This is a genomic window from Massilia agrisoli, assembly GCF_020831365.1.
Lineage (GTDB): Bacteria > Pseudomonadota > Gammaproteobacteria > Burkholderiales > Burkholderiaceae_D > Telluria_A > Telluria_A agrisoli.
This window is the reverse complement of the sequence record NZ_JAJHPV010000013.1, coordinates 396,606-409,789: the sequence shown is the minus strand read 5'-3', so window position 1 is coordinate 409,789 and position 13,184 is coordinate 396,606. Positions and strand designations below refer to the sequence as shown.

The following is a 13,184-nucleotide window of genomic DNA, read 5'->3' as shown; positions in this document are numbered from 1 at the left end:
GGGGCCTGAATTACCCTTGCCAGCTACACCCCGGGAAGAACCTAACACCCGGGGGTGGGGTTGGTTAGCGCTTCGGCCCCGCGCGATCGCATCCTGGGGACGCGCCATTGTCCAAGGCAACAACTGGGTATTGCGATACTGGGTCGAGTCGCTGCTGATCGAACCACTGCGCCTCACGCAGAGCGCCGTCGCCACCGACACGCGGTGAGAGCAGCGCCTGGTTGCAGCCGCTGATGTAACGGACGAAGCCAGTCGCGACTCCTTCGAACCCGGTGATCTTGTCCTTGTACGTGCGTCCCAAATCGATCATTGCATCTTCTCCAAAATATGACGGCAGCCGGCCGACGCGGATAATTCTTGAACTCGTCACTTCAATCGTGCCGTTGCGATCGCCTTCTCTACCTCTGTGTGGAAGTGGCCGAAGAAGCTGTGCTCCGCGGCGGTCTGACCGACGTCGAAGAACTTGAGGCGCGGCTGGTACCGGACGGCGTCGACGAAGATGAACACCGGCCGGATGGCCGAGCCGTGCGCGAACCTGCGCTTCAGGTAGATGCCGGGTTGCAGCCCACGTGTCGCCTTCGGCAGCGCGAAGTAGGTGACGCCCTGTCGCGCGATCGTGCGCGCTGACCTGGCGCTGCCAGTGGCGCGGGACTCGAAGCCGGCGCCGCGCTGGAGCTTGAGCTGGGACAGAATCTGCACCACCTGGCTGCGCTTCACGTTGCCGTAACCATCCAGCTGCGCGCCCACGGCCGGAACCGCGTACCAGCCAGCAGGCAGCAGGCCAGCACGTTGGAGCATGCGCTCTGCACCCTTCTGGGCGCGCGAGCCGCCGTGGATCTGTGGACCGAGGAAGCGGTCCGCTGGCGTGCCCTTGCCGAACGCATCGTCCTTCACCCAGACGCGCGCCTCGAGGTTGCTCTTGGTCGCGCCCTTGGTGAACGTGCCGTTGAGAGCGAACGCAGTCGGCCTGTCGAACACGGAACGCATCTCGTCCTTGATCGCGCCCTGGGCATCCTTCATCGAGCGAGTCAGCGCCACGGCCGCGGCGAAGGTACCTTGCCGCCCCAGCTCCTCGATGCGGCGCGCCACGTCCGGAAAATTCGTCTTCACATTCAACTTCATCTTGTCTCCGTCCCTTGAGCAGGCTTTTCCGGGTTCTTTTCAAACCCTGCAACGCTGTAACCCGCATGAACACTCACTCTTGGCAGGGTATGTAGGGATGCAGGGTTGTTTCTAATGTGGTGATAGAAAAAATAAGCGTTCAAGCAGCCTCAAAAATTCGCGCATATGTGCGCAAAACCCGGCAAACCCTACCTACCCTGCTAAATCCCTCTGTTCATGCGGGTTTCAGCGTTGCAGGGTTTGTTTTCAACCCTGCTCAACCCTGCAATGCACCGTCCGCACGGATGTCGCCCAAGTCACGGAAACGTTCGATTTGCTGCTCGACCGAGTCCTTCTCATCCGGGTTCTTGATCTCGAAGATCATCCTGGTCGTCTTGCCCTTCTTCCCGACCGCCACGTTGCGCTTGACCTTGTGCTCCCGACTGGCGATCAGGCCGGCGAACTTGCACAGCGTCAGCGGCTTCTCCCCGCTCTTGTCGCACCAGCGGCGGTACATGATGTAGAGGTCTTCGGATAGGCACGAGCAGTACGGGGCCGCCAGGTAGCCGTCCTTCCATGCGCGGTGGAAGGACATCCAGCCGTTCAGACCGAACTCGATCACGCGTTCCTTCGCCAGCGTCATCGGCGGCTTCGTATGTTCGTTGAACCCATCCAGCGGGAACGTGAGCAGGAAGTGATAGAACGCTTCGATGCCGCCCTTGTCGATGGATGCAGACACCGCGTCATAGAATTCCTGCGCCTGTTTCTTTCGCGCCTCGATGACCATGAAGCGCCGGTCCTCCAGCTCGATCGGGATCGGCTGCGGCTCGTTCGACAGGAACACCGAGTTCATGTGGTTCCGCTCGTCGCGCTCCGGCAGGTTCTTCTGGTTGATGCTCATCGATTTGCCGGTGATCATGTACTTGAGCGTGCCGTTGTGGCTGTACTTGTCGTCGCGCGACAGCACCTCCTCGAACAGCACGAACAGCTTGCGCGAGCGCCAGGCAGTGAAGCTCGAGTCCAGCTGGTGCTGACTGGCCACGGTGCCGTACTCGCCGAAGATCGGGAGGATCACATCCTGGAAGAACAGGCTCTTGCCGGTCCCCTGCTTTTCGCCAAACATCAGCAGCGCGGTTTGCATCTTGGCGCCTGGGTGCTGGAGCGGATACGCCAGCCAGCGCAGAATCCACACGACGCAGTCGTCGACGTTGTCCTCAGCGCCGCACAGCGACTCAAGGAGTGCGAGGATCGGACCAAGCAGGTCAGCGTTCGATTTCGGCGTGAGCGGCCAGCCGAGGAAGATGTTCACGTGGCTGACCGGGTCGGCCTGCTGGGTCGGATCGAACACCAGGTTGCGTGCTTCGATGGTCTTGCGCAGCGAGTGTTCCTGCCATTTCGACGTCAGCTCGGCGGTGTAGTCGGCTCGCACCGCGCCCAGTGACATCACCTGCTGGCCAATCGCATCCCACACCGTCTCGGTCCCGCGAAGTAGCGTGAGGTTGTCGAGCATCTCGCCCAGCTTGCCGCCCCCGCCCCCGCCATCGACGGCGCGGCCGCCTATCAGGGTGGGGAGGGATTCGCGCGCGATCGTGCGCCGCTTCGGGTCCTTCTCCCAGCTGGCCGCCAGCTCTTTGCCAACCCATGCGGTGAATCCGGATTTCTTCAGCCGCTGCTTGCGCAAGGTGTCCCACACGTCCGTCGTCGGATAGATCAGGCAGAAGTGGTCGAGCAGCTTTTCGAGCGTGGGGATTCCCACACCCGCCGGGTCACCCTCAGCAGGAGGTGTCGGAGGCGCAGCCTCATCAAAGTGCGCCGGAATCTCGCCGCTGTCGAGCGACGTTCCCGCGATCGCGGGGGCCTGCGCCAATCCGGCCTGCACCTGGGCGCGCACTATGTCCAGCGACTCGGCCACGTGCAGGTCATTGAAATCGGTCAGCGCCGGGAGCGTGTCGTCCTTCTTCGTCTCGCGGCGCGCTGCAGTAAATATCGGCAGCACCACAGAGGCGTTTCCGACTTCCCCAGCTGCGGCGTTCGCCTTGGCCAAGCCCTTGCCGCCAGTAAGATAGTCGTCGTCAGCGAAGAACACCAAGCGGCTCGATGGGTACAGCTGGCGCAGCACGCGCGCGGCGCCGGCTAACCCGCCCGCATCGAACGCTACAAACACGGTCAGCCGGTGCTCGGTCGCCATGCGCAGCGTGAGGCAAGTCGCGTAGCCCTCACCGATGCCAATGTCGTCGCCATCGAGGGGCTCGTCGCCCAGCCGGCACGCCGCGCCGCTGCGGTCCATACCGCCGCTGAAGCGCTTTTCGCCATCGGCCTTGATCAGCTGCTTGCCCACCAATGCGGGAGGCTGAAGGTCGTAACGCACCATCGGGATGATGATCGCGCCATCGGCCTCGTAACGGCATGCCTCGGCTGCGACCTGCTTGCGCGCCAGGTATGGCGACTCCCCTCGCGGAGCAGCCATTCGCCACTGCGACACGGCACGCTTGCACGCAGCGAGTGCGCGAGCCTGGCGATCAGCCTCAGCCTTGGTGGCCCTTTCAGCACGCGCCGCAGCGTCAGCCGCCAGCTGCTCGGCAGAGACCGGTTCCGTCGGCTTGTCGAACTGGAAGCCACGATCCTTCGCCGCGGCGAACAGGCTGCCGATGCCAATCTTTCCGCCCTGCTTGAACGAGCGCCACGATGCCGCGGCTGCCTTTGCATCGAAGCGATCGGAATTTGCTCCCCATTCCAGCCACAGGTCGCGTGCGTCTTCGCCAAACTCGGCCTTGAGCGCCATGCCCATGCGGATCCACTCATCGCGGTCGTCCGGGGAAAGGAAGGACAGCGCGGTACGCGCCGTATCGAGGCTCGCAGGCGTCATTCGCCGCTCACCGCGCCGGCGCCGTACTGCGCGCGCTGGGTATTGGCGGCCTGACGCGCCTGGCTGATCGGGGACTTCCGCACCACGATGCCGAGCTCGGCGCATCGCCGTACGCGTTCCTCGTGTGACAGGTCGCCGCTGTTTGGGGTGGAATTTTTATTATTCATACGGTAGGTCTTTCGAGCGTCCTACGCACTTGCGCCCGGACGGCAGTAAATCTGGAACATCAAGGCCATCAGTTCCTTCATGGTCTTGTGCATTTCTTGTGCGATGTGTTCGAGGTCCGCACGCTCGCGGTTATCGATTTCGCCGTCCTTCGTGGCGAAGGAATAGGTTTTGGAAAGGTCGCCCAGCTTCACGTAAAGCTCGTGAAACTTGGCACCAAGCTCATCGCCATCGTGTTCGCCAACACCGGGCAGGTCCACGTAGACCCCACCAGTCGCGTGCGCGACCGCCTGCGCAAAGTGGCTTGTCCCCGAGTAGGACTGGATCAGCATCGCGGTGTCCACGCGCATGCCCTGACCCTTGACTTCGTACACACGTGCCTCCAGCGCGGACTTGTTCATTCCGAGCGTGGCCGCCGTCCCGTTCCACCCATGGACTTTGATCATTTCTTGATAAGCGGATAAGAATTCCACAGTGTTTCCTTCGAGTTCTAGGGTGTTACGGATGAGCTGACTTCGTTACGATTGCGGCACTTCTTCGCTGCATGCCGGAAATCAATTTCCTAAGTGCAATAATCTGGGCAAAAAAAATTTAGGAGACCTCATGGCTCGCAACTGTGGACGCAATATCAACCGGTGGGATCGAAACCGTGTCTTACGAAACGGTTTCACTCCTGCGTTTGTCGCCGCCGCTTTTCGCTGCGGCATCCTGATCGGTCTGGCGGCGGCGCTGCTGTTGGTGTGGACCTGGATCAACCGTCGAAACCTCCCCCAATGAACAACGCTCCCGGTGCAGGTCTAGCAGGCGCACGCCAATCGCCAGCGAGGGACGTTGCCCCCGCTTCCCATTTCGAAATGCATTGATCGTTGACTGGCTGCAGGGAACTAGATCGGCAAGCTCCTGCTCAGTCAGCCCCGTCTTTAGAATCTCACTGGTGATTTTTTGGGTGTCCATAAACACAGTATTACATACGTATTGTTAAAGCTCAATACCTTTGTAATTGAAATTATTATTACAATCGTGATATGAATACACTCCGAGAACGTCTTATCTGGGCAAGAGCGCGAAAGTCCGAGCGAGAGGAAGGCGAATTCACGCAAGCCGACTTAGCAGCGCGCGCGGGCGTCACTCAAGGCGCTATTGCGCACTTGGAGTCGGGCCGCACCCTAACATCGCGCAGCATCGCCGCGATCGCCGTTGCCCTCGGAGTGGATGCGGTCTGGTTGAGCACCGGTAAGGGAGATCCATTCGGGCGTGATATTGAGAGCGGCGCAGCCGGTGAAATCGCTGGGCTGACCACGCTGCTGCCAGGCGCAATGGCGGTGAGTACTGCTGACCCGGAAAATCCAGCGAGTGTACAGATTCAGAAAGTCGAGTTAAGACTTTCGGCAGGGATCACTGGTTTTCAAACCGAGCCCGACCGGCGTGACGGCGGGTCATGGAACCTTCCACGACGCTGGGTGGACAAGAACGGCTTCATCCCAGAGAAGCTCCTGGCAATCGATGTGAAAGGCGAGAGCATGGAGCCCTCGTTATACACGGGGGATGTGGTTGTAATCAACACCGCCGACACCAAGCCGGTTAATGGACAGGTGTATGCCGTCAACTATGAGGGTGAGGCGGTCATCAAACGATTAGTCCGCGATGGCGGTAACTGGTATCTGCATTCCGATAACGCCTCCCCGCGGTACCCCCGTCGCATGTGCAGAGGCAGCGAGTGCATTATCGTAGGCCGCGTGGTGCGTCGTGAAACCGACCAAATTTGACAGACTCGATTGAAGTCACTCTTAATTAAGGTTGAGGGCGTTCCGCTAGCCGTCGTCCAGGTGCAGCCCCATGAAGCCTGTGCTGGTGTTGGCGACGGAATCCTCATTGATCTGCAGACTCACTTTCCCACGCTTCCGATCATGCTCGTCGCACACGATGTGTCCCAACCCGATCAGATCAGGGTCTATGCCAAATTTGCGACTGCGCGTCTGTTGACTTCTCCCATACATGCCGAAGCACACCACTGGGAAAACCTACCTGCGCCAACGGTTCAACCAATGCCATTTTGAAATAATTGGGTAGATTTCCGGTAGGAATTATGGCGTAGACTTAGCTTTTTTATCGGAACCGCCAATATATGAAAACCATCATTAGCGCTGCACTCATCGCCGCCCTTCTGGCAGGTTGCAACTCGCCGAAGGACATCGTGCTGGGGCCCGAGCCCCTGAAACAAATGGCCGAGCAAGGTGATCAGTTCCGAAAGTTGACCGAAGATGAGCGAATGCTGCTCGTCGGCTATTTAGCCGCGCAGTCGATGCGTAGCGCCTTCACGAAGGAAACGTTGCCCAGCACAGGTAAAACAGTTGGCGAAGTTTTGAAAGAGGCAGGGGCGTGGCGGGAGAAAATGAAGGTCGAACAAGCCCGGGAGGCAAAACGTGAAGCCGAAGCCGCAGCACTTCAGGCCAAAGTGGCTGCTGAAGCCGCAAAAATCTCGCAGCAGCTTGCGACAATGGTGACGATCGCGGTCACGGGAAAAACGGTCCTACCCAAAAATTATGACGTTGGCCGTTATAGCGAATTGCTGATGGTGAAGTATGCGCTTGAGAACCGTTCAGAGAAGAAAATTAAGCAGATCAAAGGGGACGTCATTTTTACCGACGCGACAGGCGACGCGGTCGGCCAGCTGGGTGTCGAGTTCGATACAAACATGGAACCTGGTCAGACAGTCAAGACGGACACCGGAATTGGTTGGAAAGTTAACCGCTACAGTCGAGGGGACATTGAGAAGATTGCTGAGCGCGACTTCGAGAACATGAAGGGAAAGTTCGTGATCAGCTCAATCGCGTTCGCAGATGGATCGGTCCTCAGAACTCAAGAGTAACTGTCTCACGCCTGCCTCAGCTTTGTAGCCGAGGCATTTTTTTATCGAAAATAATTACAAACGTATTGTGCGGCCAAAATACTTATGTAATACTGATCCCCATCAAATTACTTTCGATGGGAGGTCAAGGTGCAAGATCGATCAACTCCAGGCATTATTGTTTATGGGCCAAGCGGCTGCGGGAAGACCACACACGCCGTAGCGCTCGCCGCACACTTTGGTAAGTCCCGCATCGTCGATGACTGGGCACCCGGAGGCCGCGTTGGCGATGACACGCTGGCCCTGACCAACTTCCCACACGCCGACAGCATTTCCTTCGTCGACGCGGCATCCGACGCGGGCATCAAGCTGTCGCCGCGCCGCGTCGTCGCGATTCGCTCCCTCAGCAAATCGATGTGAGGCGAGCATGAAATCCTTCCAGATCACCATTCGGACCGCCACCAGCTGGACGACGTACAGCGCCCTGGCCGCCACCAGCTGCGACGCCCTCCTGGATGCCGCCGATCTGTTCGGCGACGCGCCGTGCGGCATCACCGTGACCACGCGGGCATAGACGATGGCCACCGCAATCGACATTCGCGCCGCCATGAAACGTTGTGCCACGAAGGCGACGGAGGACTACCCAGCCGACATCCAAGGCCGCAGCGTCGCCTTTCTCGCCCGACTGACAGGCTCGCTGGAGCATCTGGGGGAGGCAGAACTGGCCGAGCTTCCGTGGTCGGTGACATGCACTGCACCCTACACCAGGCCGGAGTGACAAATGCATCGCATCTCGCCAGACCGCGCCGCGCTCGAAGTCGCCCACAGCAGGCTTTATGTGACGACCCCACTGGACGAGATGCTAAAGGACCCGACCCTCAAGATCATTCTGGAGGTCGTCGCCCGCCGGCACATGCAGCGCCGCGCCAGGGTGGATGTAAAGAAGCTGCAAGCCAACGATAACGATTAGGGAATCCCGATGAACTTTATGTTGAACAGCCCAGCGCTCCAGACCGCTGGCCAGATCCTGAACCAGCAATGCCACGGCGTCGCCGTCGCATCGGGCTGGTGGTCCAACCCGCAGTCGGGCGAGCGCATCCAGCGCAACACCGGCGAGCTGCTGATGCTCATCGTCTCCGAGGTTGCGGAAGGCATGGAAGGCCACCGCAAAAGCCTCAAGGACGACGCCCTGCCCCACCGCGACATGCTGGAAGTCGAGCTGGCGGACGCAGTCATCCGCATCTTCGACCTCGCCGGCAGCAAGGGCTATGACCTGGGCACGACGATCTCCGAAAAGCTGGCGTTCAACCTGAACCGCCCCGACCACAAGCCCGAAGCCCGCCTGGCTGAGGGCGGCAAGAAGTATTAGCCGCGGCCTATGAACACCTGGACGAACGTCAATGAGGCACTGCCTGATGCCGACCTCGCAGTGTTGATCGCCATGTCGGACGGCGACGTCTGGCTCGGCTATCTCGACGGCGAGATCTGGCGCGATGTCGGCGCTGATGTGATCGCCTGGGATCGCGTCACGCATTGGATGCATTTGCCGCCAGCGCCAGGCTCGATAGAAGAAGTCTAAAAACAACTCATCACCGAATAGGAGCCCCATATGATCAGGACCCTGAAGAGCTTCGGCCAGCGCCTCAGCAACGCCTTCGGCCGACTGACCGACCGCGCGCCGCAGTACACCGCGGCCGACTGCAACAACATTCACGTTTTGCTGATGCACCTCTGCGACTTCGACGAGAAGCTGTACCAGTGGGTGCTGCGCTGGATCGCCTACCCGTTGCGAAACCCGGGCGCGAAGATGGACATGGGCCTGGTCATCAACGGAGATCCGGGAACCGGCAAGAAGCTGTTCTTCCAGCAGGTGGTCGCGCAGCTCGTGCCCGACTCAGCGCGAATTATGTCGGCGGCCTCGCTGCAGCAGAGCCAGTTCTACCGCCGCGCCGAGGGCAAGCAGCTGATCGTGGTTGACGGCGTGTTCAACAAGGCCAATTCGTCCCGCCTCAAGCAGCTAATCTCGCCGAGCGCAGGCACCGTCATTGGCATGGCGCCATGGCGTGGTAATCGGAAGAATTTTGTTTTCCTGTCGAGTTCGTACGAGTTCCTTCCCGTCATCGAGAGCGACCCTCGGTTGTGCGTGGTCGAAGCGCCGCCACCACTCGCGCCCATTTTCTACATGGCCGTTGTGGAGGAGATCAAGAACGGCGGGGTCACGGCGTTCCGCGAGCACCTGCTCCGCCGCATCAACATGACTGGCTTCAACGAGCACACGCGCCCACCACTGACCTCTGTTGCCAGGGCGGAGGCCGCTTAGTGGAGCTTGAACGATATGAAAGGGAATCGCTGCGTGAGATCGTCGAAAGTGACGCTTACGCTGCGACGTTCCAGACCGTCGGCCAGTACCGCGCCGCGCTCTTGAAGCACATTAAAAATCGGTGCGCTGCAGATGCTGCCGCACTTCAAATAGCAACCCGCGGACCCGCGATGAGCACTCAGTCGCTCCCGCCGGAAAACTCGATCCGAACTGACCATGACCACGACAACCGTCAAGCTGCTTGACCTCATCGCCAAGGTGCCGATGGTGCGCACCGTACAGATAGCCGATCGCCTTGACATGCCTGTCGATCAGGCCGATAAGCTACTGCGCCAAAGCCTCCAGGCCGGCCATATCATTGAGCACGAGGTGGATGCCCCGAACAACCGTAAGGCGATGGCTTACGAGCTGAGCGCCCAGTACATGGCTGCAAACGCACTTGCACAGCCCGCAAAGCCTGTCGAGCCCTCCCATCAGCCGGTCGCGGTGGTCACTGACGACAGGACCACCCGTCCACAAACGAAGGTCGATCGCGCGATTGCATACGTGCGCGAAAACGGGCCTTCAACTTCCACGCAGTTACATGCTGAACTGGGCCTGGCCGAGGGTGTGCACGTTTCCAGCTATCTTGGGACAGCCGTCCGTGACGGGAGGATGCTCCGAGACGGGAACACCTGGTCGCTACCGGGCGCCGGCACAGTCGCACCAGCGGAGATACCCAAGTTCAGCACGATCCGCTCGGTGTCCTCTGTTTCCGAAAGCGCGTCACAGCAGTCCGGTGAGACGGCCAAGGCAGCGGCGCAAGCATCTAGCACGCCAGCCGCATTCCGCTGCGCGCTTTGGTCGGATGGCACGTTCGAGATTCAGCGTAACGGCGCGACGATCGCAAACCTGTTGCCGCATGAGCTCGACACCGTGATCGAAACACTCCATCGCGTGAGGGCTGCGTGAAGCAGTATGTAGGACGCTTCAGTTTAGCGAAGCAGTCAGAACCCTTGATCGCTCTCATTTCGGTGGAGTGGTGCTGAAGTCCATTCCGGTAACGCCTTTTACATACATCGACCGCCCATGTTCCACGAAACTGTAGGCAACACCAACGCCGTTCCACAATGTGGATTCGACGAATTCGTGCCCCGCGGCCTTCGCCGCTACAAAGTGTGCGTCAAGCTGCGCCAGGGCATTCTTGACAGTCATGACTGCGTTCACAAGACTACTCGGCCCCAATTCGTGCATCGGGATTTTCTCAATAAGCGCGATGATATCGGTGAGCTGCGAGGCATGGTACATAATTGCAGCCTCACACCTGAAGCGGTCAGCAGATTCTGGTGGAAGATGAAGAAGCATCTGGTTCTGGAATGCGCCCCAATCGCCTTCGCCCTTAACCATGTCTTTGAACGTTTTCACAACCCGGGACGCTTCTTCCAGCACGGCTCCAACTCTGGCCAGATGACGGCGCAGAGCAGTCTCGTCTGCAAACTGCATAAGGTCGCGCGCACTTTTGCTTTGTCTATCGGAAACGTAGATCGCTACGCCTACTGCGACAACGGAACCTATAGCCTGCGCCCAACCTGCCGCCTCTTCACTCCAGAGGGGGGTGTGCCGAATGGTAAGCACGATTCCCAGCAAAGCAACGGTCGTAATGACCCCAATAAAGGCCAGTTCAAGACCACGCGCAATTCGTTCCATCCTTCGACTCCGATTTTATCAAAGGAAAACATTACCACGTCTGTCGCGTGCAATGAATCAAGTTATGTGGCCCATGGAATAACGCGTTCCCCAACCCGCTGCGCCGGCTGCGGCCAACAACAGGGCTTTGCGCACCAGGAGCACTGCCGGTATCGCGGACTTTGCTTACAGACCCAAAGATTTCCGCGCACGAGTGCAAACAATTATGACCGCGAGGATATTGTTATGTGCTTCAAACAGCGTCTTGGCCTGGCTTTCGGCAAATGCTACACCCGGCTCCGAGTTCATCATCGACGCGTCAACGCGTACGGATTCAAATCCAGCGATCACCTGCCGGATCTCGCCAGCAGACGCCGCGAGGCGCGCAGCCGCACCATCGCTGAGCGGGGCAAAAGGGACGATTTCATCGATCTGCCAGAGGTGTATTTCGCGCAGCATGGCAAGCATTTGTTCGAAGTCTGCTGGATTCGGGTCCATGCCGGACGTGAACTGATGAAGTTTTTTATAGGCCTGGTGAATTTGATGCCGCGCCTCTCGAAGCCGTGGTCGCATTGCGACGGCATGGAGCTCAGCCGTGAGCGTTTGTTCTCGCGCGCGCGACCACGAGGACATGGATGCGAGGACCACTGTACCGATCAGAGCTCCTACCGTTCCCACTGCGGCCAGCAGCTCCGCATCCACGTGAGCGCGCGACACGTCCATCAGCAGCTTGACCAGTGCAGTCACTCCGTAAGCGATCACGACCCAAAGCACGACCAGGCCGGTGATCCGGTACGCATTCTTCAGCATCTTTCCCCCCATTCAAAGTGTTGCGATCCTAGCATGACGAGTACCGTCATCCAAAAGAACTACGACTTAAGTACTTACCGGAAAACCAAGTGAAACCGCTTTACCTCGACCTTCCTTCAGTAGCTGCCGCGGTTTCGCTCAGCGAACCGACCGTGCAGCGCCTGGTGCGCGACGGCCTTTTCCCGCAACCGCGAGAGCTGTCGGGCCGGCGCGTGGCCTGGCTCGTCAAAGAGCTCGAGGAGTGGGCTGACAGCCGCCCAGTTTCGTCGCAGCTTCCACCCTCAAACACTGGACATGACAACCGGCCTCACCGTCGACCAACGAACTAGCAGACGGGACCGAGTACGCGCTTGACCTGACTACATACGGCTGGACGTTCAAGTTATCACCCATATTTACTTGCTTTAGGAAATCGTTGCTGGCATGCTTAATTATTAATAATGTATCGGGAGTCGGGAATGGCGGCATCAATTGACTTTGAACCAGTGACGGGGCCGTATGCGTGGTTAGGGTGGATTTTGATTGCGGCAGCGCTTGCGATACCGCTATTGGCTGTGCTGAGTGGGAAGATGGACCCTGCCTCAGCGGGCGACTATACAGCTAGGGGTATTGGCTCGCTTCTCGGACTAGCCTTTATTGGATGGCTTATAACCCGGAAGAGGGGACCAAAAGCCAGAGCGAACGCACGTATCGCTATCGGCTTTGTATTGATTTCAGTTGTTATGTCGAACGTGGCTGGTGCGGCACACGAGCGCGAAGAAATGAAGGCATTCGTCTCTTATGCGCTAAAGATGCAGGCTCAACATACTTTGCAGGTTGCCGAATTGAACGCGAAATTTGAGAAGCTGCCCCTAGATCAGGTCCTAGCTACGGAGCACATCACCAGCCCTTCAGGCATCATGGCCAGCCAGCGTATTGTTGCGCAGCTGCGCGCTCTTGTCGCTGAGAGAGATGTCCAATTATCCAAATATCTGTCGGACGTACAAGATTACATCGCCCATTTAAAGTCGGAGAGCGGTAAGCGAGGCGCCCTCGAAAGCTTTAACGAAACCGTAGTAACGACGAAGGCGATGTATGCAAACCTTGCCCAAGTCCAGCTAGCCAGCGCTGATGCCATGGACGCGATATTGAAGTGGTGCGCCATCCAAGGCAAAACCATAGAGCACAAGGATGGTCAGCTGCTTTTCACCTCAACGGCGCAGCAAGCACAACTGCAAGCGCTCGTGACCAAACTGAGCGAAGCCGAAGCGGCGGAAGCTGCTGTAATCAAGGATGTCCAAGCGTGGCAAGTGGGCGCACTGAAAAAGCTGGAAGAAAACAAGGCTGCTGCAAACAGATATCTGTCGAATTAGTTCCATGATCTCCCAAGATTTGTGTAGATGCGCTTGCCAACCGAACGCCCGTCGCGC

General features: G+C 58.8%; 20 protein-coding genes. 12 read left to right on the top strand and 8 right to left on the bottom strand.

The window, feature by feature from the left end:
• Positions 1-64: 64 nt before the first annotated feature.
• The 6 genes from LMJ30_RS10805 to LMJ30_RS10780 form a co-directional block, all read right to left on the bottom strand.
• A complete protein-coding gene (locus tag LMJ30_RS10805; protein ID WP_229432356.1) occupies positions 65-310 on the bottom strand; it encodes a hypothetical protein in 246 nt (81 codons plus the stop codon).
• 56 nt (positions 311-366) lie between these two features.
• Complete coding sequence (locus LMJ30_RS10800) at positions 367-1,122, bottom strand: hypothetical protein (protein WP_229432355.1); 756 nt, start codon at positions 1,120-1,122, stop codon at positions 367-369.
• A gap of 256 nt (positions 1,123-1,378) precedes the next feature.
• A complete protein-coding gene (locus tag LMJ30_RS10795) occupies positions 1,379-3,967 on the bottom strand; it encodes a PriCT-2 domain-containing protein (RefSeq protein WP_229432354.1) in 2,589 nt (862 codons plus the stop codon).
• Complete coding sequence (locus LMJ30_RS10790; protein WP_229432353.1) at positions 3,964-4,134, bottom strand: hypothetical protein; 171 nt, start codon at positions 4,132-4,134, stop codon at positions 3,964-3,966. Before LMJ30_RS10790 ends, LMJ30_RS10795 begins: the two co-directional genes overlap by 4 nt.
• Before the next feature lie 21 nt (positions 4,135-4,155).
• Complete coding sequence (locus tag LMJ30_RS10785) at positions 4,156-4,605, bottom strand: YmfL family putative regulatory protein (RefSeq protein ID WP_229432352.1); 450 nt, start codon at positions 4,603-4,605, stop codon at positions 4,156-4,158.
• Positions 4,606-4,786: 181 nt separating this feature from the next.
• Entirely contained in the window at positions 4,787-5,086 is a 300-nt protein-coding gene (locus LMJ30_RS10780) for a helix-turn-helix domain-containing protein (protein ID WP_229432351.1), read from the bottom strand.
• A 71-nt stretch (positions 5,087-5,157) separates the two neighbouring features.
• On the opposite strand from LMJ30_RS10780, the gene LMJ30_RS10775 reads away from it, so the two are divergent.
• From LMJ30_RS10775 to LMJ30_RS10730, 10 genes are all read left to right on the top strand, one after another.
• Entirely contained in the window at positions 5,158-5,898 is a 741-nt protein-coding gene (locus LMJ30_RS10775) for an XRE family transcriptional regulator (protein ID WP_229432350.1), read from the top strand.
• Between the two features lie 359 nt (positions 5,899-6,257).
• Positions 6,258-7,001 (top strand): hypothetical protein, encoded by a 744-nt coding sequence (locus LMJ30_RS10770; RefSeq protein ID WP_229432349.1) that lies wholly within the window; start codon positions 6,258-6,260, stop codon positions 6,999-7,001.
• Between the two features lie 129 nt (positions 7,002-7,130).
• A complete protein-coding gene (locus tag LMJ30_RS10765; RefSeq protein WP_229432348.1) occupies positions 7,131-7,400 on the top strand; it encodes an AAA family ATPase in 270 nt (89 codons plus the stop codon).
• A 7-nt stretch (positions 7,401-7,407) separates the two neighbouring features.
• Positions 7,408-7,554 (top strand): hypothetical protein, encoded by a 147-nt coding sequence (locus tag LMJ30_RS10760; protein ID WP_229432347.1) that lies wholly within the window; start codon positions 7,408-7,410, stop codon positions 7,552-7,554.
• A gap of 3 nt (positions 7,555-7,557) precedes the next feature.
• Positions 7,558-7,758 carry a hypothetical protein gene (locus LMJ30_RS10755; RefSeq protein WP_229432346.1) on the top strand — a complete coding sequence of 67 codons (201 nt, stop codon included), beginning with the start codon at positions 7,558-7,560 and terminating at the stop codon, positions 7,756-7,758.
• A 3-nt stretch (positions 7,759-7,761) separates the two neighbouring features.
• Complete coding sequence (locus LMJ30_RS10750; protein ID WP_229432345.1) at positions 7,762-7,950, top strand: hypothetical protein; 189 nt, start codon at positions 7,762-7,764, stop codon at positions 7,948-7,950.
• Between the two features lie 9 nt (positions 7,951-7,959).
• Entirely contained in the window at positions 7,960-8,349 is a 390-nt protein-coding gene (locus LMJ30_RS10745) for a nucleoside triphosphate pyrophosphohydrolase family protein (RefSeq protein ID WP_229432344.1), read from the top strand.
• 9 nt (positions 8,350-8,358) lie between these two features.
• Complete coding sequence (locus LMJ30_RS10740) at positions 8,359-8,559, top strand: DUF551 domain-containing protein (protein WP_229432343.1); 201 nt, start codon at positions 8,359-8,361, stop codon at positions 8,557-8,559.
• A gap of 30 nt (positions 8,560-8,589) precedes the next feature.
• Positions 8,590-9,300, top strand: a complete 711-nt coding sequence (locus LMJ30_RS10735) for a primase-helicase family protein (RefSeq protein WP_229432342.1) — start codon at positions 8,590-8,592, stop codon at positions 9,298-9,300.
• Between the two features lie 216 nt (positions 9,301-9,516).
• A complete protein-coding gene (locus LMJ30_RS10730) occupies positions 9,517-10,251 on the top strand; it encodes a hypothetical protein (protein ID WP_229432341.1) in 735 nt (244 codons plus the stop codon).
• A 54-nt stretch (positions 10,252-10,305) separates the two neighbouring features.
• Here LMJ30_RS10730 and LMJ30_RS10725 read toward each other — a convergent pair whose 3' ends face one another.
• Positions 10,306-10,986, bottom strand: coding sequence for a hypothetical protein (locus tag LMJ30_RS10725; RefSeq protein ID WP_229432340.1), 681 nt, complete (start codon positions 10,984-10,986; stop codon positions 10,306-10,308).
• 165 nt (positions 10,987-11,151) lie between these two features.
• Complete coding sequence (locus LMJ30_RS10720) at positions 11,152-11,775, bottom strand: hypothetical protein (RefSeq protein WP_229432339.1); 624 nt, start codon at positions 11,773-11,775, stop codon at positions 11,152-11,154.
• Positions 11,776-11,864: 89 nt separating this feature from the next.
• Between LMJ30_RS10720 and LMJ30_RS10715 the strand changes: the two genes are divergently transcribed.
• Both LMJ30_RS10715 and LMJ30_RS10710 read left to right on the top strand, forming a co-directional pair.
• The gene (locus tag LMJ30_RS10715) at positions 11,865-12,104 is read left to right on the top strand and encodes a helix-turn-helix transcriptional regulator (protein ID WP_371872996.1); all 240 of its coding nucleotides are present in this window, start codon (positions 11,865-11,867) and stop codon (positions 12,102-12,104) included.
• 129 nt (positions 12,105-12,233) lie between these two features.
• Entirely contained in the window at positions 12,234-13,127 is an 894-nt protein-coding gene (locus LMJ30_RS10710; RefSeq protein ID WP_229432338.1) for a hypothetical protein, read from the top strand.
• The last annotated feature ends 57 nt before the right edge of the window (positions 13,128-13,184 follow it).

What these genes read in the sequence shown, in the direction of transcription:
- LMJ30_RS10755 (WP_229432346.1), top strand. Translation starts at nt 7,558, where the DNA reads ATGGCCACCGCAATCGACATTCGCGCCGCCATGAAACGTTGTGCCACG.
- LMJ30_RS10775 (WP_229432350.1), top strand. Translation starts at nt 5,158, where the DNA reads ATGAATACACTCCGAGAACGTCTTATCTGGGCAAGAGCGCGAAAGTCC.
- LMJ30_RS10795 (WP_229432354.1), bottom strand. Translation starts at nt 3,967, where the DNA reads ATGACGCCTGCGAGCCTCGATACGGCGCGTACCGCGCTGTCCTTCCTT.
- LMJ30_RS10790 (WP_229432353.1), bottom strand. Translation starts at nt 4,134, where the DNA reads ATGAATAATAAAAATTCCACCCCAAACAGCGGCGACCTGTCACACGAG.
- LMJ30_RS10800 (WP_229432355.1), bottom strand. Translation starts at nt 1,122, where the DNA reads ATGAAGTTGAATGTGAAGACGAATTTTCCGGACGTGGCGCGCCGCATC.
- LMJ30_RS10725 (WP_229432340.1), bottom strand. Translation starts at nt 10,986, where the DNA reads ATGGAACGAATTGCGCGTGGTCTTGAACTGGCCTTTATTGGGGTCATT.
- LMJ30_RS10730 (WP_229432341.1), top strand. Translation starts at nt 9,517, where the DNA reads ATGACCACGACAACCGTCAAGCTGCTTGACCTCATCGCCAAGGTGCCG.
- LMJ30_RS10735 (WP_229432342.1), top strand. Translation starts at nt 8,590, where the DNA reads ATGATCAGGACCCTGAAGAGCTTCGGCCAGCGCCTCAGCAACGCCTTC.
- LMJ30_RS10750 (WP_229432345.1), top strand. Translation starts at nt 7,762, where the DNA reads ATGCATCGCATCTCGCCAGACCGCGCCGCGCTCGAAGTCGCCCACAGC.
- LMJ30_RS10710 (WP_229432338.1), top strand. Translation starts at nt 12,234, where the DNA reads ATGGCGGCATCAATTGACTTTGAACCAGTGACGGGGCCGTATGCGTGG.
- LMJ30_RS10770 (WP_229432349.1), top strand. Translation starts at nt 6,258, where the DNA reads ATGAAAACCATCATTAGCGCTGCACTCATCGCCGCCCTTCTGGCAGGT.
- LMJ30_RS10720 (WP_229432339.1), bottom strand. Translation starts at nt 11,775, where the DNA reads ATGCTGAAGAATGCGTACCGGATCACCGGCCTGGTCGTGCTTTGGGTC.
- LMJ30_RS10745 (WP_229432344.1), top strand. Translation starts at nt 7,960, where the DNA reads ATGAACTTTATGTTGAACAGCCCAGCGCTCCAGACCGCTGGCCAGATC.
- LMJ30_RS10780 (WP_229432351.1), bottom strand. Translation starts at nt 5,086, where the DNA reads ATGGACACCCAAAAAATCACCAGTGAGATTCTAAAGACGGGGCTGACT.
- LMJ30_RS10805 (WP_229432356.1), bottom strand. Translation starts at nt 310, where the DNA reads ATGATCGATTTGGGACGCACGTACAAGGACAAGATCACCGGGTTCGAA.
- LMJ30_RS10740 (WP_229432343.1), top strand. Translation starts at nt 8,359, where the DNA reads ATGAACACCTGGACGAACGTCAATGAGGCACTGCCTGATGCCGACCTC.
- LMJ30_RS10760 (WP_229432347.1), top strand. Translation starts at nt 7,408, where the DNA reads ATGAAATCCTTCCAGATCACCATTCGGACCGCCACCAGCTGGACGACG.